The organism is Kitasatospora sp. CMC57 (genome assembly GCF_045866025.2).
In the GTDB taxonomy this organism is placed as follows: Bacteria; Actinomycetota; Actinomycetes; order Streptomycetales; family Streptomycetaceae; genus Kitasatospora.
In genome coordinates this window covers 6,371,982-6,389,978 of the sequence record NZ_AP035881.2, presented here as the reverse complement: position 1 = coordinate 6,389,978, position 17,997 = coordinate 6,371,982, and the positions used below count along the sequence as shown (strand labels likewise).

Below are 17,997 nucleotides of genomic sequence, written 5' to 3'. Positions count from 1 at the left end.
CACGATCGCCCTCGCCCACCGCCGGCCGCAGGGGTCCACCGACCCGGTTGGTGGTCCGAGCAGGGCACTGCGGTGGGGGCCGACCGGCCCACCTCGGGGTACCCCTCGGCCCTGTCCCCGGCGCCGAGGGCGAGGAGTGCCGGTCGCGCAGTGCACTCGCCGAACAGAGCATGGCCATGTGCAGTGAAGTGGTCCCGCGCCAACGGTAGATCCGTACGAGACCCGATCGTCGGCGATGTTCCCCAGCCGCATGGGTACCGGGTGACGGATCAGCTCACCGAGGAGCCCGTGGCCGGACGGCAACGGGCCCCAGGGCCGGTCGGCCCAAGGTCGGGGCCGCCCGGCGCTGGGCATTCGTCCCGTTTACGGGCGACCCTGGAAGAGACAGGGGCACAGTCCGACCGGAACTCCACGAGGGGTGAACGCAACCATGAAGGCACTGACCTACCACGGACCGGGCCGACGGACCTGGGGCGAGGTCCCCGACCCCACGGTCCGGGATCCCGAGGACGCCGTCGTCCGGGTGGACGCCGTGACCATCTGCGGCACCGACCTGCACATCCTCAAAGGCGACGTCCCCGAGGTCACCGAGGGCCGGGTGCTCGGGCACGAGGCCGTCGGCACGGTAGTCGGGACCGGGCCGGGCGTGCGCACCGTCGCGCCCGGTGACCGGGTGCTGATCTCCTGCATCTCCGCCTGCGGCCGCTGCCGGTACTGCCGGGCGGCCGTGTACGGCCAGTGCACCGGCGGCGGGGGCTGGATCCTCGGCCACCTGATCGACGGCACCCAGGCCGAGATGGTCCGCACCCCGTTCGCGGACAACTCCCTGCACAAGCTGCCCGAGAACGTCACCGACGAGGCCGCCCTCCTGCTCGCCGACATCTTCCCCACCGCCTACGAGGTCGGCGTCCGCAACGGCCGGGTCGGACCTGGTGACACCGTCGTGGTCGTCGGAGCAGGGCCGATCGGCCTCGCCGCCATCACCACCGCACGGCTCTACAGCCCCGGCCGGATCATCGCCGTCGATCTCGCCCAGCACCGCCTGGACGCCGCGAAGGTGGCCGGCGCCGACACGACCGTCAACGCCGCAGACGCCAACGGCGACACCATCCGGGCTCTCAGCCCCGACGGGCTCGGCGCCGACGTTGCCATCGAGGCCGTCGGCATCCCGGAGACCTTCGAGCTCTGCACCCGCGCGGTCCGCCCCGGCGGCCGCGTCGCCAACGTCGGCGTCCACGGCAAATCTGCCACCCTCCACCTCGAAGACCTCTGGATCAGGAACCTCACCATCACCACCGGCCTCGTCGACACCCACAGCACACCGCTGCTGCTCGACATGCTCGCAGCCGGCCGCCTGGACACTGGTGGCCTGATCACCCACCGCTTCGGACTCGACGAGATGCAGGACGCGTACGACGTCTTCGCCGACGCCGGGACCAGTGGCGCCCTCAAAGTCGCCCTCTTCCGGACCTGACCCGGGCCGGTCATCACGAGGAGGACACCGTGACACTCCCGCCCCGCCCCAGCACCTCCCCGCGCCATCGGCCGACCCGGCCGCGATCGCACGCCGCATCACCGAGCAGCACCACCGACTCGGCATCGGACGCATCGCCCTGCCCGGCGAGGCAGGTCCGACCGTACTCCCGGTCAACCACACCGTTCATGCCGAATCCGTCTTTTGCCTCACCGACCTAAGCTGACCCGGCAACCACACCGGCCGGCCGGATATCTGCGTGTCCGGCCAGCCCGGCTGCACTGCCCTCCGCCGTCCCGCCAAGTCCTCTGCGCAGCAGTGGTTCAACTTGATCTTTAAGCTCGCTGGTCACCCGACTTGCTGATCTGCGGTTCCTGGAGCGACGTGACTGTCTCCGTTGAGGCGGTGCGCGTCGTTCCGGCATGCGGCTCGGCAGGACATGTTCGTGCCCGTGTTCTGACGCCGGTCCTGATCGGCTCCACTGCGTGCGGGTCCAGGTGCAGCATGCCGAGGAAAGCAACGTCATCGACCTGAAGCAGGCCGACAACGACATCTACAACACCCGGAAGTACACCCCCATACCCGACCCGGAGACGCAGGCCGCCTGGTCGGCCGCCAGCGAGCACATCGGTGCCGGGCTGAAGACCGTCCTGAGCGTCTACAGCCTCGTTCCCAAGTCGAGCATCCCGCCGGACCAGGCCAGGGCGACGGCCGACCGCGGCCGGGCGGAGTTCGACGCGGGGCTGACCGAGCTGAAGACCGTCGGCACCCGACTCCAGGCATTCGGCCAGGTTTGACCCGCACCGCCCCGGAGCCCGGTTGCGACAGCTGCGGAAGCCCAGGCAGAGAACGGTCCTCCGGCGCTGGCTCTTCCACTGGTGGCCGTCACCAGGCCAGGTGCTTGAGGGAGTTGATGAGGGCGCCGGTTCGGCGCAGGTGCAACGCTCGGCGCAGGCGTGGCAGGTCTTGTCGGCGGGGTTTCGCTCAACGGCTCTGAGCGACGACCGCTCTGACGGGGCCGGGAAGCGGTCCGTGGGCGCGTGCCGCTCCCGGGGGCTGTCCTCCGGTACCGGCGGGGCCCTTCCCTGTTCGCCAACTGCATTCACTGATTTGGTTTTTAACCATTCGTTACGAGCCGATCCCTTCTCTCGGAGTGGGATGAGCCGCGAGGCTTCGGACTGTTCCACCGCGACGCCCGATCGGCGCGTCCGGAATCCCGGGAGGAGCACCGCACGTGCCCACAAGGCAACGACGTCAGCTGTTCATGTGTGCCGTCACGCTGACCGCACTCGGTCTGACCACCAGTCAGGCCATTGCCGCCCCCGCCCCCGCGACCCAGCTGCGCCCTTGGCAGGCCCGTCATCTGGCCGAGATCGGCCACCAGCACGCCCAGAAGGCCGGGACGGGTCAGGTCGGTCCGGTGTTCTCCGCCACGGCCGAGGGCGGCGGCGAGGACGAGGGTGACGAGGCGGAGAACTCCGCCGAGGCCACTGAGCAGTTCACCGAGGCCCGCACTGCCCCCGGCGTGGTCGCCCCCGGCGCGTACGGCGCTGCCTGGGCCCAGCTGCAGTCGATGCCGCACACCGGCGGCTCCTGGGACCACGTGACGGACAAGCCGTACAACTCGGACGACCCGCGCTACCGGGACATCAACTCCAATTCCAGCGGCGGTTCGGGCTTCGTCACCGGCCGGATCACCGGTGTGGCAGCCGACGACGACGGTTACGTGTACGCGGGCGGCGCCAACGGCGGTGTGTTCCGTTCCCGCACCGGCGGCGGCCACTGGCAGGCCATCTCCGACAAACTGCCCTCGCTGTCCACCGGCGCACTGAACCTCGACGGCCGCGGCCGGCTCTGGTACGCCACCGGCGAGTCCAACACCGGCGCCACCTCCTACGTCGGCACCGGCGTGTACCTGCTGGCGGACCCGAAGGGCGGCGAGTTCCAGCCCGGCAACCGGATCGGCGGCGCCGAGCTGGAGTCCACCACCATCCACGCCCTGCGCTTCGGTGGCGACCGCGTCTGGGCGGCCACCAGCCGCGGCGTGTGGAGCCACTCGACCACCGACCTGTCCGGCCCGTGGACGCTGGAGTTCGCCCCCAACCCGAGCTACCTGCCCGGCGGCGCCGACGCCAAGGCGCCCAACGCCCCGTACAAGAACATCGCCAACGACATCGCGATCGACCCCAAGGACCCGTCCAAGGTGGTCCTCGCGGTCGGCTGGCGCAGCGGTGACACCTACAACGGCTTCTACTCCAAGGCGGCCGACGGCAGTTGGCAGCGGATCAGCGACCTCGGGGAGCTTCCCACCGGGGCCGGCGACGTCGGCAACGTCACCTTCGCCGCGTCGAAGGACGGCTCGCGCTACTACGCGGTCGAGCAGTCCCCCACGAAGACCGCCACCGACCCCGACAGCGGGCTCCAGGGTGTGTACGTCTCCAAGTCCGGCTCGCCGATGGGCCCGTGGACGCTGATCGCGGACAAGGACAGGCTCAAGGGCTCCGGCTCGGCCCTCCAGGACGACGGTTACCAGCCCGGCATCCAGTCTTGGTACAACCAGTTCCTCCAGGTCGACCCCAACGACGCCGGCCACGTGTACCTCGGCCTCGAGGAGGTCTTCGAGACCACCGACGGCGGCGCCAACTGGACGACCCCTGGCCCGTACTGGAACTTCGGCTTCGGCTGCTGGTCGATCGACCCGGCCAAGCAGACCGGCGACTGCTCGCCCACCACCCACTCCGACCAGCACGCCGTCGCGATCGGCAGCAACCACGGCCGGACCAGCGTCTACGTCGGCAACGACGGCGGCATCTACAGCCGTCCGCTGCACGGCGCGCTCGACGCCGGCGGCCACGCCAAGGACTGGAAGTCCCTCAACGACGGCACCATCGACACCCTGCAGTACTACTCGGTCGGCGTCGGCAAGGACCCGAAGGACCCGTCCGGGCGCGGTGTGATCGTCAGCGGCGGCCTGCAGGACAACGGCGAGTCGATCCTGCGCGCCCGCGACAAGGTGATGGGTTCCAACTTCGGCGGCGACGGCGCGGACACCATCGTCGACCCGAACAACGGCTGCAACACAGCCGAGGAGTACGTCTACCTCTCCATCGCGGTCACCAACAACTGCGCTGTCAACGACGGCTCCTGGACCACCGACGCGAGCAAGGCCACCACCTACTCCGTCGCCCCGCCCGACAGCGCGCTCGGCGGTGGTGGCGCCCGCTTCATCGCGCCGATCGCCACCGACGACAAGAACACCAACAGCTGGGTCGCCGGCGGCCGGCACGTCTGGGTCCAGGACAACGGCTTCGCGATCCGTAGCGGCGACGAGTGGAAGTCCGCCTTCGACCTGGGCGCGGGCCACGTCGCCAGCGCCGCCGCCTCGTCAGGCGGCACCGTGTACGCCGGCTGGTGCGGGCCGTGCAACAACCAGGGCTTCACCCGGGGCATCGCGGTCGGCAACGCCGACGGCACCGGCTGGCACCAGCTGACCCTCCCGGTCGACGGCGCACTGCCGAACCGGTACGTCTCCTCCTTCACCGTCGACCCCGCCGACGCGCACCACGTCTTCGTCTCCTTCAGCGGCTTCTCCCGGTCCTGGACCGAGGGCCCCGGCGCGGGCGTCGGCCACGTCTTCGAGAGCCACGACGGCGGCGCCACCTGGACGGACGTCTCGGCCAACCTGCCCGACGTCCCGGCCGACTCGCTGCGCCTGCTGTCGGACGGCGGTGTCGCCCTCGGCACCGACCTCGCCGCCTTCTACCGCGCCCCCGGCGCCAAGGACTGGAAGGTGATCGGCGGGAACCTGCCCACCACCACGGTGATGCAGCTGAAGACCGGCCCGGACGGACAGCTCTACGCCGCCACCCACGGCCGCGGCATCTGGTCCTTCGACCTGCACCGCCTCGGCCGCGGCCACCGCGACGACGAGGACTGATCCCCTCGACCGCACCATCCCGGTGCCCGGCCCGATGACCGATCGGGCCGGGCACCGGGGCGTCGAGTACACGGCGCGGGAACCCGCCGGTGGGCACCGGCGTCGAAGTGGCATGCGACCGGACCCCACCTGAGGAGGCCACATGACCCGCTACGTCCTCGGCGCGACAGCGCTGCTCCTGACGGTCACGCTGGCGGCGTGCGACTCGGCGAACCCGCCGGGGCCGCACCCCGCGACCAGCACGGCCGGGCCGGCCCCCAGCGGATCGCCGGACCGCTCCTCCTCAACGACGGCGAGCCGCAGCCCCGCCGGCCCGCCGCCGGTCGCGAGCAGCCCCACCCGGGTCCCTGCCGGAACGCCGGTAAAACCATCCCCGAGTACGACGCCCCCGCCGCAGCAGGTACGGCCCCCCAGCGGGACGCCTACGGGCGCACCCAGCCCGGCCGACCCCGAGAACCCCGTCGATCTCCAGCACCGAAGCACCCCACCGGCCAGAGGGTAGCCGGGCTTCGAGCGGAGCCCTGATCTGGACATGACGCGGCATCAACGCCACACCGCGCGGAAATCGATGGTCCGTCCGAAACCGGCCAGGCGATACTGAGCCACCATGACACGCGATGAGTACTCGGTCGGTCCGGCGTTGCGCCGGGTGCTGGCTCAGACAGGCGGACCGGAACTGCTGGACCTGCTGGCCGAGGAGTTGACCGGGACCGATCTGACCACGCTGCTCCTGGAAGTCTTCCGACGCCGCGCCGATCGGCTCACCCCGCCCGAGGTGATGCGGCGCTATCGCTCCGACCGGTTCGTGGCCCCGGCCCCGACAGGCTTCGCGCAGTTGCGACGGGCCGAAGACTTCCTGCTCTCCGCACTGCCGGACGACTTCCAGATGCTCACCTTGGCCCCGCTCGTACCCCTGGCGACGCATACGGCGGTTGCGACCGTTGACCCGCGCAAGGTCGTCGCCACTGTCCGTGGCAGCGAGGTCGCGGCCGACCCGACCAACGCCCTGGCCCTGGAGGCGGCCCAGCGGAGATCCCAGGCCCTGGCCGCCGATCCCCGCTCGGCCGTGCCGGTCCGGCTGGCCGCCAGCCAACGAGTCGTGCGTGCCCAGCACTTCGACGCGCCCGGCATGCTCGCCCACTTCCAACTGTTCGCCCTGGTGACCGCCGGCCGGGACACGGGCAGCCGGACCTTCGAGCAGCAGCACCTGGTGGAGCACCTGCATTTCGCCGTCCGGGCGATGGCACGGGCCGGAGTACGCCGGACCGAGATCCGCATCACCTGCCTGGACGAGTACGCCGCTCCGATCCTGGCCCACGCACGGACAGAGCTGGCCGGAACACCAGATGTGGACGTCATCGACGATCCCGACCGGCCGACCGGACGCGGCTACTACTCGGACCTGTGCTTCAAGATCTACGCCACCATCCACGGCCGGCAAGTTGAGGTCGCGGACGGCGGGTTCGTCGACTGGAGCCGACGCCTCATCGGAAGCCGCAAGGAACGCCTCCTGATCAGCGGATTCGGCGTCGACCGACTTGCCACAACGCAGACGCCACCCACTGACACCCAACCGTCGCCTCCACACCGGAGCAGCTAGGCCCTGTCCGGGTGCGTCATCTCGACGCCGGTGACCATCCCTGCCGGGACGTCGTCCACGCAGGCAATCAGAAGGTGATGGCGCTCGTCCGCGAGGAACCGCTCGGTTGCCTCCTGCAGCGGGGGATCATCGAACAGGTGCCCGGCATCCTTGACGGCCTCGACCTGAGTGACGCGGCGAATCTCCATGCGGAGATCCTGACAGGTCTCGGGCCGGCGGCCACCGCCTTTCTCGTCGGATTCACCACGGCGAACGCCGCCTGATGCTGCACCGGTCATGCTCGGCTTCACCCGGCGTGACCCGATCCTGGGTCCACCACGCTGACGGGGTCGCCGACCTGTACCTGGTCGAAGAACCAGCGGGCGTCCTCGGTGCTCAGCCCGACCGCCCCGGCAGTGCGGTTCTGGTGGCCGAAGGTGTCAGATCCGTACCACTGCATGCCGCAGACGAAGGCCCAGCGACCGTCCTCCGCGACCAACCGCACGCACCAGAGCAGCGTCAGGTCGTACTCACCCTCGCCGGACGGCTCCAGCCTCGGCCCGCTGCTGCTCACGTGCAGCGAGGCGTGCTTCTCCGCCACCTTCATGACGCCCGTCGGAGTGGGGAAGTCGGGCCGGCCCGCAGTCGCCGGCAGGGTCCGCAGTGTGGTGGTGCCGGACTCGACCCGGACCGTGTGCGCGGTGAGGTCCACGTAGCCGGCCACCGCCCTCGACGGCGTGGCACTCGCACTCGGCGGCGGGGGAAGCGCAGGCGCGGGCACAGGCGCAGGCCAGGTGGTCGCCGGTACGACGGCACCCTGCTGACGCCCCGGCAGAGCAACGCCCAAGCCCACCGCGCACACCACCGCGGCTACCCCCAGAACTGCCGCCCGCCGCCTGCGCCGCCTGCCCGCGCCCCGGCGGCGCACGGTCTCGTACGGCAGCGGCAGCGCCACCGGCGCCTGCGCGTACAGCCCGCTCAGCGCCGAGGAGATCCTGTCGTCATGCTCGGAACGCGCGTGATCATCCAGCTCAGGCACAGTGGTTCATCCCTTCCGAACCTCGGAGGGTGCTCCCCGCCTCCGGTTCGTCGCGAAGCTGCTCCGCGAGCGCGGCGCGCCCCCGGAAGAGGCGGGCCTTGATCGTGCCGACCGCCGCCCCGGTCTCCTCGGCAATCTGCGGGATGCTCAGGTCACATAGGTGGTAGAGCACGATGGCCTGCCGCTGCGCCGCCGGAAGCGTGCGCAGCGCCGCCACCAGGGCGGTGTGCTCCGGCCCCGGCCCGGCGGCCTCCTGCGGCTGCGCGTGCATGCGCTCTCGCTCCAGCACCCGGCCGCGACGGGCCCGCCGCCACCGGCTGACCGCCAACCGCCAGGCGACCGTACGGATCCACGCCTCGGGCGGCCCGATATCGGACGAGAACCGGGCCCGCCTGCCCCAGCCCCGTACGAAGGCCTCCTGGACGGCGTCCTGTGCCTCGCTGAAATCCCCAGTCATGGCGTACAACTGCCTTACCAGTATGGAGAACGAGGACAGATAGAACGCGCTGTACTCCTCGTCGGTCATCCCGTGTGCCGCTCCGTCTTCTCGATCGGACGCCCCTGCATCCACCGACTCCACGCACGGGACGCGGACGGGGTTGCACCGAATCCGTGGCGGAGTCAGCGGGAACGCGCCGGGCGGAACAGAATCGAAGCAGCGGTTCCCGGCCGGCCCCAGGAGTGCAGTGATGGACGACAGCAAACCCCGTGAGTCCGACCAGCTCGTACGGGTCTTCCTCCTCGACGACCACGAGGTGGTGCGCCGTGGGGTCCGGGACCTGTTGGAGGCCGAGCCGGACATCGACGTGGTCGGGGAGGCGGAGACCTGCGCCCAGGCGCTGGCCCGGGTGCCCGCGCTGCGGCCGGACGTGGCAGTGCTGGACGTACGGCTGCCGGACGGTGACGGGGTGACGGTCTGCCGTGAGTTGCGGGACCGGATGCCGGGGCTGGTGTGCCTGATGCTCACCTCCTTCGACGACGATGACGCGCTGCTGGACGCGATCATGGCGGGGGCCGCCGGGTACGTGCTGAAGCAGGTCAAGGGCGCCGACCTGGTGCACGCGGTGCGGACGGTCGCCTCCGGCCAGTCGATGCTCGACCCCGCAACGACGCGCAAACTCATGGAGAGCCTGCGCCACCACGAGGAGAGCGGACCGGACGCCGCGCTGGCCCAGCTGACGCCTCGTGAACGCGAGATCCTCGTCCTGGTCGGGGACGGGAAGACGAACCGGGAGATCGGTGAGGAGCTCTACCTCGCCGAGAAGACCGTCAAGAACCACGTCTCCCGCCTGCTCGCCAAACTCGGGGTCGAGCGCCGCCTCCAGGCCGCTGTTCTGGCCGCCCACGCCGAACCCGAACAGCACCCGGGCCGCCCGCACTGACCACCTCGGCCCCGGGATCGGTGCCAACCGGCCCAAGCTGCCCCGGGCGGAGCGGGCGCACACTGACAGTGAGAGCACCAGCCCGACCCCGGAGGCCCCGATGAGGTACTGGAACCACCACGGCATGAACGGCTGGGGCTTCGGCCTGATGACCGTCGGCCTGCTGCTCGTCCTGGCTCTCCTCATCGTGTGCGGCCTCGCCCTGTTCCGGCACCTGGACCGCCTGCCCCAGCAGCGCCCCGGCTCCTGGCCCCCACCGACGGCTGCGCCGGACCCGGAGCAGGTGCTCGCCGAGCGGTACGCCAGGGGCGAGATCGACACCGACGAGTACCGTCACCGCCTGGAGACCCAGCGCCAGGGACGCCGGCCGGACTCCGGCTGACCTCACCCCTGAGAGGCCGTCATGTCCGCCATCGCGCTCGACGCCGCCGCGCCGGAGAAGCTGGAATCCGCCGCCGTGGCCGTGCCGTCCCTCCAAAGCAGCCAGCCCTGGCGCTTCCGACTGCGGCCCGAGTCCTGGACCCTCGAGGTCGTTCGTCCGCCGCGGAACTGATCCGGCTCGGATACGGGCCGGAAGACTCCCCCACGCCCCGGCTCCCGGTCACCGACGTGCTGGAGTCCGGCGACTGACACGTCTCACCCGGGCAGTAGTACCCGCCAGACCAGCTCGGTGCCCCCCACGTCGAGCGCCCGGGCCTCGAAGCTCCCACCGAGCGCAGTGGCCCGGTCGGCCAGGTTGGCCAGACCACTGCGCCGCCCGTCCGCGGGCAGACCACATCCGTTGTCCGTCACGGTGAGGATGAGTTCCTTCCCCGTGGCGGCCACCGTCACCTCCACCGCAGTCGCCGCAGCGTGCCGGGCGGCGTTGGACAGCGCTTCCTCCAGCACCGCGAGCACCTCACCGGTGACCTGCGCGGGGACCGTCACATCGAGCAGGCCGGTCATCCGCAGTCCCGGAGCGAACCCCAGGACGTGCGCCGCCTGCTCGACCGCCACGACCACCCTCGCCCGTAGCCCTCGCGCGGCCGGCCCCGCCTCCCTGGCCCGCAGGCCGAAGATGGTGGCCCGGATCGTCTTCGACGTCTCGTCCAGGTCGTCGATCGCCCGCAGCACCCGGTCGACGGCCTCCGGGTGCTCGATGAACCTGGTCGCTCCCTGCAGGGTCATCCCGGTGGCGAACAGCCGCTGGATGGCCAGGTCGTGCAGGTCCCTGGCGATCCGGTCGCGCTCCTCCAGCATCGCCAACTGCTCGACGTCCCGTCGCCGTTCCGCCAGCTCCATCGCCACCGCCGCCTGCCCGGCGAAGCCCACCAGCGGGCCTGACTCGTCCGCCTCGAACAGCGGCGCACCCGCCGCCCGCGCGAGCATCAGCACACCCCGGAGACCGTGCTCCGGCGTGCCGATCGGCACCGCCACCGCCGGCCCGAGACCCTGCCAGCGGGGCGGCCCGGCGGTGATCCGCGGATCCTTGGTGACGTCAGAGCTGACCACCAGCTCACCGGAGCGGGCCGCGGCCCCGGCGAACGAACCCTCCGAGGGCACCACCAGGCCCCGATGCCGGTGTTCACCCAGTCCGACCGCGATCCGCACCTCCAGCTCGTCGGCACCCGCCACCGGCGCTGCGACCATCGCCAGGTCCGCGCCCGCCGCCTCGGCCGCACGGGCCACCAACAGGTCCAGGACCTCCTGCTCGGAACTGCCCGACAGCAGACTCCGCGTCACCTCGGCGCCCGCCGCCAGCCACCGTTCCCGCAGCCGGGCCTGGGCGTAGAGCCGGGCGTTGTCGATCGCCACCCCGGCCGCCACGGCGAGGGTGGCCAGCACCGACTCGTCCTCCGGGTCGAACTCGCCGCCGCCCCGCTTCTCGGTCAGGTACAGGTTCCCGAACACCTTGTCCCGTACCCGGATCGGCACCCCGAGAAAGCTGCGCATGGGCGGATGACCGGCCGGGAACCCGTACGAGGCCGGATGGTCGGCGATGTTCCCCAGCCGCAGCGGTACCGGGTGACGGATCAACTCACCCAGCAGGCCGTGGCCCGCCGGCAACGGACCGATCCGCTCGATCTGCTGCTCCGTCAGCCCGACCGGGATGAACTGCGAGAGCCGCTGGTCGTCCCCGATCACCCCCAGCGCGCCGTACTCGGCGTCCACCAGAGTCACCGCCGCCTCTACGATGTGCCGTAGCGCCTGCGCCAGCTCCAGGTCCCGGCCCACCGCGAGCACCGCCTCCAGCAGGCTGTGCACCCGGTCCCTGGTCCCCCTCGCCGCGTCCAGGCGGGCCTGCAGCTCGTCCAGCAGCTCGTCCAGGCGCAGCTGCGGCAGCGGCGCCCGGTCTGTTCCTGGGACGTCGCCCACCGGTTCCTCCAGGGCACTCGCGGCGGTCCGCGAGCCTCCCTCCCAGCCTATGCGGCACAGCACTGTGCCGCCCGGCTCATGGTGGCCGACAGGGCCGACCGGCCCAAGGCCAGATCCACCGGCCCCCGCCAGCCGTGCGAGTGGCCAAACCTGGCCTACTACCGGTGGCGCTGCGGCAGGCAGACGGTGAAGACGGTCCCGTCCGCGCCACTGGCGACCTCGACCTCGCCGCCGTGCGCGGCGACCACGGCCCGCACGATCGCCAGCCCGAGGCCGGTGGAGCCGGTGGAGCGCGAGCGGGCACGGTCCCCGCGGACGAAGCGCTCGAACACCCGCCCCAGCAGCTCGGGCGGAATGCCGGGCCCGGTGTCCATGACCTCCAGCCGTACCGAGTGCTCGGCCGCCTCGAGCCGCAATGTCACCTCAGTGCCGGATGGGGTGTGCGACCGGGCGTTCGTGAGCAGGTTGGCGATCACCTGGCGCAGCCTGTCGGCGTCCCCGCGGACGACCACAGGCTCTGTGGGCAGGTCGAGGCGCCAACTGTGCTCGGGCCCGGTGGCATGGGCATCCGCAACGGCGTCCAGGGCGATCCTGGTCAGGTCAACCGCCTCTTCGGCAAGCGGGCGACCGGCGTCGAGACGGGCGAGCAACAGCAGGTCCTCGACGATCGCGCCCATCCGCCGGGCCTCCGCCTCGATCCGCTCCAACGAGTGGTGCACGGGCTCGGGAACCGGGCCCGGGTGGCGCAGCGCCAGCTCGGCATGGCCTCGCACCGTCGCCACCGGCGTGCGCAGCTCATGGCTGGCGTCTGCGGCGAACGCGCGCAGCCGTTCCTCGATCTCGTGACGGCGGTTCAGCGCGGCGTCGACGTGGCCGAGCATCCGGTTCAGTGAGGCGCCGACTCGGCCTACCTCGGTGCGCGGGTCGTCATCGGGGACGCGTTGCGACAGGGCGACCGCGCCACTGTCCAACGGCAGCTCGCTGACCAGTTCGGCCGTGGTCGCCACCCGCTCCAACGGTCGGAGCGACCAGCGCACCCAGAACGTGCCCGCAACGCCGACAGCGACCAGGGCTACGGCGAATACCGTCAGCTCCAGGCTGATCAGGCGCTCGGTGGTCTCATTGACCGGGTGGAGGGGAAGCCCGGTCACCAGGACATCGCCGTCGCGGCCGGAGACGGCGCGCAGCCGGTAGTCGCCGAGAGCGCTGATCCTGGCGCTGTTGGCTGCGCCGTCCACCGGCAGCTGTGTCATCGTTCGCTGTTCGGCCGCAGTGAGCGTCACCGTGTCGTCGTCGCCGGGCTGGTGGGCGTCGTCGGCGTCGCCGTCGACCACGCCTGCAGCGGTGACCTGCCCGGACAGCAAACGGGCCCCGAAGGTGCCGGGTGCCTGGGCTCTGGTGTCGGCGTCGCCGGCCGGAGCTCCGTGCTCCAAGCTCGCCGCGTACCGTCCGCCGGCGTCGGCCAGCTGCTGGTCGAGCCGGTCCACCAGGAAGTGCCGCAGTGCCCCGGTCGTTGCCAGCCCCACTCCGCCGAAGGCCAGCACGAGCAGCGCGAGCAGCCCCGCGACCAGACGGGCCCGCAAGGTCCGCGGAACGAGTCGGGAAGCGGGCACGGACGGGCGGATCACGGTACGGCCTTGATCAGGTAGCCGGCCCCACGGACGGTGTGAATCATCGGTGGCCGTCCGGCGTCCAGTTTCTTGCGCAGATAGCTGATGTAGAGCTCGACGACGTGTGCCTGCCCGCCGAAGTCGTACGACCAGACGGCATCCAGTAGTTGCGCCTTGCTCAGCACTTGGCGCGGGTGACGCATCAGATGGCAGAGCAACGCGTACTCGGTGGGGCTGAGCTCCACGGGGTCGCCGCCGCGGGTCACCTCGCGGGCCTGCTCGTCGAGGACCAGGTCGCCGAGGACCAGGGCGTGCTCGGGCGGACCGGTCAAGGCCCGCCGTTCGGTTCGGCGCAGCAGGCTGCGCAATCGGACGACCACTTCGGCCAGGCTGAACGGCTTGGTGACGTAGTCGTCGCCGCCTGCGGCGATGCCCGCGATCCGGTCCTCCACGGCGTCCCGGGCGGTCAGGAAGAGTACGCGCACCTCGGGCCGCTCCTGGTGGAGGAGGGCGAGAACTTCCATGCCGTCGAGGTCCGGCAGCATCAAGTCGAGCACCACGGCATGCGGTTTCCAGGCAGCCGCGATCTCGACGGCTTCCCGACCGCGGGTGGCGCCCCGGGTCTGCCAGCCTTCGTAGGCCAGGGCGCCGCAGACGACATCGACGAGGTCGGGTTCGTCGTCGACCACGAGGATCCGCCAGGTCGGCTGCGCGCTGGGCTCCACTGTGCTCCCGGGTACTGGTTCAGGACGGCAGGTCTCATTGTGACCGTCGGCGATGAGAAAGTGGTGAGATCCGTCGCCCCGATGCCCTGGGCGGACACCACGTTGACCTGCGGCGGAGGGGATTCTTGCGGCTCGTCGAGGGACCTGGACTCAGAGGGAACTGAGAGGTTCCGGTGGCATGGTTGGCCTCCTTGGCGGCACCGTGCCGGCCGAGGTCGGAAGGAGGTCCGTGATGGCCGCCGCAGTACCGCAGCGCGCTCCCGCCGGCAGTCGGCACGCGCACCGCGTACCACGCCGCTTCCCGGTTGCCACCGTGCCGGCCGTCGTGCTGGGCGCGGTCGCACTCGGTGGGCTGGGGGTCCTGGCCATCTGGTGGCGCGGTACCGGCTCGGTGACAGGCGCGGCCGGCTGGCTGACCGGCGCGGGCCGGATCACCGGCCTGCTGGCCGGGTACGCAGCGCCGGTCCTGCTACTGCTGATGGCCCGGATACCGGTCCTCGAGCGAGAGGTCGGCGCGGACCGCATGGCCCGCTGGCACGCCTTCGGCGGCCGCTACCTGGTCTCGCTGACCGCCGTGCACGTGCTGACGGTCGTCTGGGGCTACGCGCTGACCGGCGGTCACGGGCTGCTCAAGGAAGGGGTGGACATTGTTTTCCACTACCCCGAGATGATCAAAGCGTCGCTCGGCACCCTGCTGATGCTCGGCACCGGTGCGGTCTCCGCCCGTGCCGCCCGCCGCCGGATGTCTTACGAGGTGTGGTACTACCTGCACCTGGCGACCTACCTGGCGGTGGCCCTGGCCTTCGGCCACCAGCTGGCCACGGGGGCGGATCTCGGCGACGGGCCGGCCCGTTTCGCCTGGTGCGGGCTGTACGTCGGCACTGCGGCGGTGCTCGGCTGGTACCGGCTGGCCGTTCCCTGGCTGCACGACCGGAGGCACCGGTTGCGGGTGGCTGAGGTCCGGCCGGAGGGTCCGGGCGTGGTCTCGGTGTTCCTGACCGGAAACCGCCTGAGCGAGCTGCGAGCCGAGCCGGGTCAGTTCTTCCGGCTGCAGTTCCAGGCCCCCGGACTCCGCTGGGCGGCCAATCCGTACTCGCTGTCGGCACCGCCGCACCGGGACTTCCTACGCTTCACGGTGAAGGACCTCGGAGCGCACAGCAGCGCGGTGGCCGGACTGCCGTCGGGCACCAGGGTGCGTGCCGAAGGGCCCTACGGCGCGTTCACCGCACGGTTGCACCGTAAGCACAAGGTGCTGCTGCTGGGCGCAGGTGTCGGAGTCACCCCGCTGCGGGCCCTGTTCGAGACGCTGCCGGGTGAGGTGACCCTGGTGCAGCGTGCCCGTGGACCCGAGGACCTGCTCTTCACGGCCGAGCTGGCGGCGGTGGCAGCGCGGCGTGGCGGACGTGTGCACGCGTTGACCGGCTCCCGCGCCGAGGTCGGGGATCTCGGCGGGGCCCTGCGCCGGTTGGTTCCGGACCTGGTCGACCACGAGGTCTACCTGTGCGGCCCGGAGCAGATGGCCGAAGAGGCAGTCCGAGCACTGCGGGCCGCCGGTGTGCGGCCCGACCGTATTCATCGCGAGTCGTTCGCCTTCTGAGGAGCCCCGTCATGCGCCGAGCCGTCGTCACCAGCACCGCCACTGCCGCCGGGGTCATCCTGTTGCTGTCGCTGAAGCCGCACGACAGTTCCCCCGCCGCAGTGATCAGTTCGCATGGCGACACCGATATGTCTGCGGGCCCTACCGCAGAGACACCGTCCCCCCGCCCGTCGGCCACCGCACCAGGGTCGCCGGGCAGTGCGGCCCCGGCCCGCTCGGTCACCGGCAGCGCCGTCGACACCCGGTACGGACCGGTGCAGGTGAAGGTCACCTTCGACGGGGCGAAGATCACCGCCGTGGACGTGATCCAGTACCCCACGGAGGACCGCCGCGACAGAGAGATCAACAGCTACGCGCTGCCGGTCCTCAACCGGGAGGCGATCGCCGCGCAGAGCGCCGGCGTCGACGTCGTCTCGGGGGCGACCTACACCAGCAACGGGTACATCCGCTCGCTGCAGAGCGCTCTCGACAGGGCGGGCCGGTGAGCCCCGTGCCGGAGGGACCTCTCCGCCATGCCGAGCACGTGATGGGGACCGTCTTCTCCCTCACCGTGCGCGACCCCGGCCCGCGTACCGGGGCAGCGGTGGAGCAGGTCCAGGCCCGGCTGCACGAGCTTGACGCGGTCTTCTCGACCTACCGGGAGGACAGTGACATCAGCCGCCTCGAACGCGGCGTAACCACCGTCGAAGGTTGCCACCCGGACGTGGCCGAAGTGCTGGCCCGGTGCCGGGAGGTCGCTCAACAGACCGACGGCTGGTTCACGGAACGCCCCTCCGGACGGCTCGACCCGAGCGGGTGGGTCAAAGGCTGGGCGGTCGAGGAAACATGCCGCATCCTGTGCGCGGCAGGCTCCCGTGTGCACTGTGTGAGCGGGGGAGGTGACGTTCAGACAGCGGGCGGGCCCTGGCGGATCGGTGTGGCCCACCCACTACTGCCAGGCACGCTCGCGGCCGTACTCTCGGGCACCGACCTCGCCGTGGCGACCTCGGGCACGGCCGAGCGGGGTGCTCACGTCATTGACCCGTTCACCGGCCGCCCGGCCGTCACATTCGCCTCGCTGACCCTGGTCGGCGAGGCCGGCACCGGTCTGGCGCGCACCGACGCATGGGCCACCGCCGTGTACGCGATGGGCCCTGAACGGGGGCTGGCCTGGGCCGAGCGACAACCCGGAGTGGAGGCGCTCGCCATCCTGCCGGACGGCTTCCACCGGTGGACAGGTGGTCTTGCCCGGCACCACCCGCCCACCGGACCGGCCAACTGGACGCTGCACGCCGCGCCCGGGCTTGCCCGGGCCCTTGGGCCGGCGCGCTGACCATCACCTCTACCCACGTTCTCGCCGGCCCGGTCGGCCCTCGTACGGGTGCGTCGGGGTACGCCGATCACCTGGGGACGACCTGCCGCCCGGAACCCGCATCCGCGACAGTCCACGATGTCCTGTCGCACTCGGGAGGTCCGGGGTTCCTACCCTGAGCCGCAGGCTTACCAGGTCGGTTGAGAACTGTGCACTCGCGCGTTCTCAGCGGATCTGATCGCGGTCGGCCGGACCCTGTTTCCGACCCGCTGAGGTGTCGTCGATCCGGTAGTCGATGGTGCTGGTCACCGCGATCACGCCGTCCACCGCTCGGCAGAGCCGTTCGACGACCGCCAGCAGGCTGCGGTGTTCGACGGTGCCGGCCAGGGTGACCTTGCCTTCGGTGACCTCGACGGAGACGGCCGTGGGCGCGAGGCCCAGGGTCCGGTCCAGGACCTCTCCGCGGAGCTCCTCCCTGATCGCCTGGTCCCGGCGGAGGAAGAGGCGCAGCAGGTCGCTGCGGCTGACGACCCCGACCAGCCGGCCGGCCTCGTCGACCACGGGCAGCCGCTTGAGGTGCTTGCGGTCCATCAGCCGGGCCGCCTCCACCGCCGTCCACTCCGGGCGGGCGCAGACGGCCGGGCGGGTCATCAGACCCTCGGCGGTGGTGGCCCTGCTCTTGGCCTGGGCTGCGGCGTTGAGGCGCGGGGTGAGAAGCAGGCCGGCCGGGTCCTCCTGTGCGGCCTCGGAGAGGAGCAGGTCGGCCTCGGAGACCAGACCCAGCGGGCGGTCCTCGGCGTCCAGGACCGGGACGGAAGTGATGTCGTGTTCGGCCAGCAGGCGGGCGATGTCCTTGAATCCCGTGTCGGGCCGCACCGACACGACGGCCCGGGTCATCAGCTCTCCCACGATCCGGTGATGCATCATCAGACTCTCTTCTCTCAAGTGGTAGCGGTCAGTTGGTCTGGCAGTGGCGGACGACGACCACCGGGCAGGGTGCGTGCGAGG

General features: G+C 71.3%; 18 protein-coding genes. 10 read left to right on the top strand and 8 right to left on the bottom strand.

Annotation, left to right across the window (positions count from 1 at the left end):
- Positions 1–430 precede the first annotated feature (430 nt).
- The 3 genes from ACKUU6_RS28740 to ACKUU6_RS28730 all read left to right on the top strand — a co-directional run bounded on the left by ACKUU6_RS28740 (position 431) and on the right by ACKUU6_RS28730 (position 5,411).
- Complete coding sequence (locus ACKUU6_RS28740; protein ID WP_407991478.1) at positions 431–1,474, top strand: zinc-dependent alcohol dehydrogenase family protein; 1,044 nt, start codon at positions 431–433, stop codon at positions 1,472–1,474.
- Between the two features lie 485 nt (positions 1,475–1,959).
- Positions 1,960–2,271, top strand: coding sequence for a hypothetical protein (locus tag ACKUU6_RS28735; protein ID WP_407991477.1), 312 nt, complete (start codon positions 1,960–1,962; stop codon positions 2,269–2,271).
- Positions 2,272–2,738: 467 nt separating this feature from the next.
- Positions 2,739–5,411 carry a glycosyl hydrolase gene (locus ACKUU6_RS28730; protein ID WP_407992268.1) on the top strand — a complete coding sequence of 891 codons (2,673 nt, stop codon included), beginning with the start codon at positions 2,739–2,741 and terminating at the stop codon, positions 5,409–5,411.
- Positions 5,412–5,561: 150 nt separating this feature from the next.
- Here ACKUU6_RS28730 and ACKUU6_RS28725 read toward each other — a convergent pair whose 3' ends face one another.
- A complete protein-coding gene (locus tag ACKUU6_RS28725) occupies positions 5,562–5,750 on the bottom strand; it encodes a hypothetical protein (RefSeq protein ID WP_407991476.1) in 189 nt (62 codons plus the stop codon).
- 268 nt (positions 5,751–6,018) lie between these two features.
- On the opposite strand from ACKUU6_RS28725, the gene ACKUU6_RS28720 reads away from it, so the two are divergent.
- A complete protein-coding gene (locus ACKUU6_RS28720) occupies positions 6,019–7,011 on the top strand; it encodes a hypothetical protein (protein WP_407991475.1) in 993 nt (330 codons plus the stop codon).
- Here the strand turns inward: ACKUU6_RS28720 and ACKUU6_RS28715 are convergent.
- From ACKUU6_RS28715 to ACKUU6_RS28705, 3 genes are read right to left on the bottom strand one after another with little or no spacing between them, the layout of a single operon-like run.
- A complete protein-coding gene (locus ACKUU6_RS28715) occupies positions 7,008–7,289 on the bottom strand; it encodes a hypothetical protein (RefSeq protein WP_407991474.1) in 282 nt (93 codons plus the stop codon). The genes ACKUU6_RS28720 and ACKUU6_RS28715 overlap by 4 nt on opposite strands.
- Before the next feature lie 8 nt (positions 7,290–7,297).
- Positions 7,298–8,029 carry a L,D-transpeptidase gene (locus ACKUU6_RS28710; RefSeq protein ID WP_407991473.1) on the bottom strand — a complete coding sequence of 244 codons (732 nt, stop codon included), beginning with the start codon at positions 8,027–8,029 and terminating at the stop codon, positions 7,298–7,300.
- Positions 8,022–8,555, bottom strand: coding sequence for a SigE family RNA polymerase sigma factor (locus ACKUU6_RS28705; protein ID WP_407991472.1), 534 nt, complete (start codon positions 8,553–8,555; stop codon positions 8,022–8,024). Before ACKUU6_RS28705 ends, ACKUU6_RS28710 begins: the two co-directional genes overlap by 8 nt.
- A gap of 163 nt (positions 8,556–8,718) precedes the next feature.
- Here ACKUU6_RS28705 and ACKUU6_RS28700 point away from each other — a divergent pair, with 163 nt between their 5' ends.
- The 3 genes from ACKUU6_RS28700 to ACKUU6_RS28690 all read left to right on the top strand — a co-directional run bounded on the left by ACKUU6_RS28700 (position 8,719) and on the right by ACKUU6_RS28690 (position 9,964).
- Positions 8,719–9,411, top strand: a complete 693-nt coding sequence (locus ACKUU6_RS28700) for a response regulator (RefSeq protein WP_407991471.1) — start codon at positions 8,719–8,721, stop codon at positions 9,409–9,411.
- Positions 9,412–9,511: 100 nt separating this feature from the next.
- Positions 9,512–9,793 (top strand): SHOCT domain-containing protein, encoded by a 282-nt coding sequence (locus ACKUU6_RS28695; protein ID WP_407991470.1) that lies wholly within the window; start codon positions 9,512–9,514, stop codon positions 9,791–9,793.
- A gap of 21 nt (positions 9,794–9,814) precedes the next feature.
- Positions 9,815–9,964, top strand: a complete 150-nt coding sequence (locus tag ACKUU6_RS28690; protein ID WP_407991469.1) for a hypothetical protein — start codon at positions 9,815–9,817, stop codon at positions 9,962–9,964.
- An 83-nt stretch (positions 9,965–10,047) separates the two neighbouring features.
- On the opposite strand, the gene ACKUU6_RS28685 is transcribed toward ACKUU6_RS28690, so the two are convergent.
- The 3 genes from ACKUU6_RS28685 to ACKUU6_RS28675 all read right to left on the bottom strand — a co-directional run bounded on the left by ACKUU6_RS28685 (position 10,048) and on the right by ACKUU6_RS28675 (position 14,065).
- On the bottom strand, positions 10,048–11,766 hold the full coding sequence (locus tag ACKUU6_RS28685) for a GAF domain-containing protein (RefSeq protein ID WP_407991468.1): 1,719 nt from the start codon (positions 11,764–11,766) through the stop codon (positions 10,048–10,050).
- Between the two features lie 158 nt (positions 11,767–11,924).
- Positions 11,925–13,379 (bottom strand): sensor histidine kinase, encoded by a 1,455-nt coding sequence (locus ACKUU6_RS28680; protein WP_407991467.1) that lies wholly within the window; start codon positions 13,377–13,379, stop codon positions 11,925–11,927.
- An 11-nt stretch (positions 13,380–13,390) separates the two neighbouring features.
- Complete coding sequence (locus tag ACKUU6_RS28675; RefSeq protein ID WP_407991466.1) at positions 13,391–14,065, bottom strand: response regulator transcription factor; 675 nt, start codon at positions 14,063–14,065, stop codon at positions 13,391–13,393.
- A 268-nt stretch (positions 14,066–14,333) separates the two neighbouring features.
- On the opposite strand from ACKUU6_RS28675, the gene ACKUU6_RS28670 reads away from it, so the two are divergent.
- Genes ACKUU6_RS28670 through ACKUU6_RS28660 form a run of 3 tightly spaced genes read left to right on the top strand, consistent with a single transcriptional unit; the run spans position 14,334 to position 17,010 of the window.
- Positions 14,334–15,698 (top strand): ferric reductase-like transmembrane domain-containing protein, encoded by a 1,365-nt coding sequence (locus ACKUU6_RS28670; protein WP_407991465.1) that lies wholly within the window; start codon positions 14,334–14,336, stop codon positions 15,696–15,698.
- An 11-nt stretch (positions 15,699–15,709) separates the two neighbouring features.
- Entirely contained in the window at positions 15,710–16,183 is a 474-nt protein-coding gene (locus ACKUU6_RS28665; protein WP_407991464.1) for an FMN-binding protein, read from the top strand.
- A 41-nt stretch (positions 16,184–16,224) separates the two neighbouring features.
- Positions 16,225–17,010, top strand: coding sequence for an FAD:protein FMN transferase (locus tag ACKUU6_RS28660; RefSeq protein ID WP_407992267.1), 786 nt, complete (start codon positions 16,225–16,227; stop codon positions 17,008–17,010).
- A 204-nt stretch (positions 17,011–17,214) separates the two neighbouring features.
- On the opposite strand, the gene ACKUU6_RS28655 is transcribed toward ACKUU6_RS28660, so the two are convergent.
- Positions 17,215–17,913: a CBS domain-containing protein gene (locus tag ACKUU6_RS28655; protein WP_407991463.1), complete on the bottom strand. Its 699-nt coding sequence runs from the start codon at positions 17,911–17,913 to the stop codon at positions 17,215–17,217.
- Between the last annotated feature and the right edge of the window lie 84 nt (positions 17,914–17,997).

Excerpts from the sequence above, each read along its gene's own strand:
- ACKUU6_RS28740 (WP_407991478.1), top strand. The coding sequence starts at position 431 with ATGAAGGCACTGACCTACCACGGACCGGGCCGACGGACCTGGGGCGAG.
- ACKUU6_RS28730 (WP_407992268.1), top strand. The coding sequence starts at position 2,739 with ATGTGTGCCGTCACGCTGACCGCACTCGGTCTGACCACCAGTCAGGCC.
- ACKUU6_RS28720 (WP_407991475.1), top strand. The coding sequence starts at position 6,019 with ATGACACGCGATGAGTACTCGGTCGGTCCGGCGTTGCGCCGGGTGCTG.
- ACKUU6_RS28715 (WP_407991474.1), bottom strand. The coding sequence starts at position 7,289 with ATGACCGGTGCAGCATCAGGCGGCGTTCGCCGTGGTGAATCCGACGAG.
- ACKUU6_RS28705 (WP_407991472.1), bottom strand. The coding sequence starts at position 8,555 with ATGACCGACGAGGAGTACAGCGCGTTCTATCTGTCCTCGTTCTCCATA.
- ACKUU6_RS28700 (WP_407991471.1), top strand. The coding sequence starts at position 8,719 with ATGGACGACAGCAAACCCCGTGAGTCCGACCAGCTCGTACGGGTCTTC.
- ACKUU6_RS28695 (WP_407991470.1), top strand. The coding sequence starts at position 9,512 with ATGAGGTACTGGAACCACCACGGCATGAACGGCTGGGGCTTCGGCCTG.
- ACKUU6_RS28690 (WP_407991469.1), top strand. The coding sequence starts at position 9,815 with ATGTCCGCCATCGCGCTCGACGCCGCCGCGCCGGAGAAGCTGGAATCC.
- ACKUU6_RS28670 (WP_407991465.1), top strand. The coding sequence starts at position 14,334 with ATGGCCGCCGCAGTACCGCAGCGCGCTCCCGCCGGCAGTCGGCACGCG.
- ACKUU6_RS28665 (WP_407991464.1), top strand. The coding sequence starts at position 15,710 with ATGCGCCGAGCCGTCGTCACCAGCACCGCCACTGCCGCCGGGGTCATC.
- ACKUU6_RS28660 (WP_407992267.1), top strand. The coding sequence starts at position 16,225 with ATGGGGACCGTCTTCTCCCTCACCGTGCGCGACCCCGGCCCGCGTACC.
- ACKUU6_RS28655 (WP_407991463.1), bottom strand. The coding sequence starts at position 17,913 with ATGCATCACCGGATCGTGGGAGAGCTGATGACCCGGGCCGTCGTGTCG.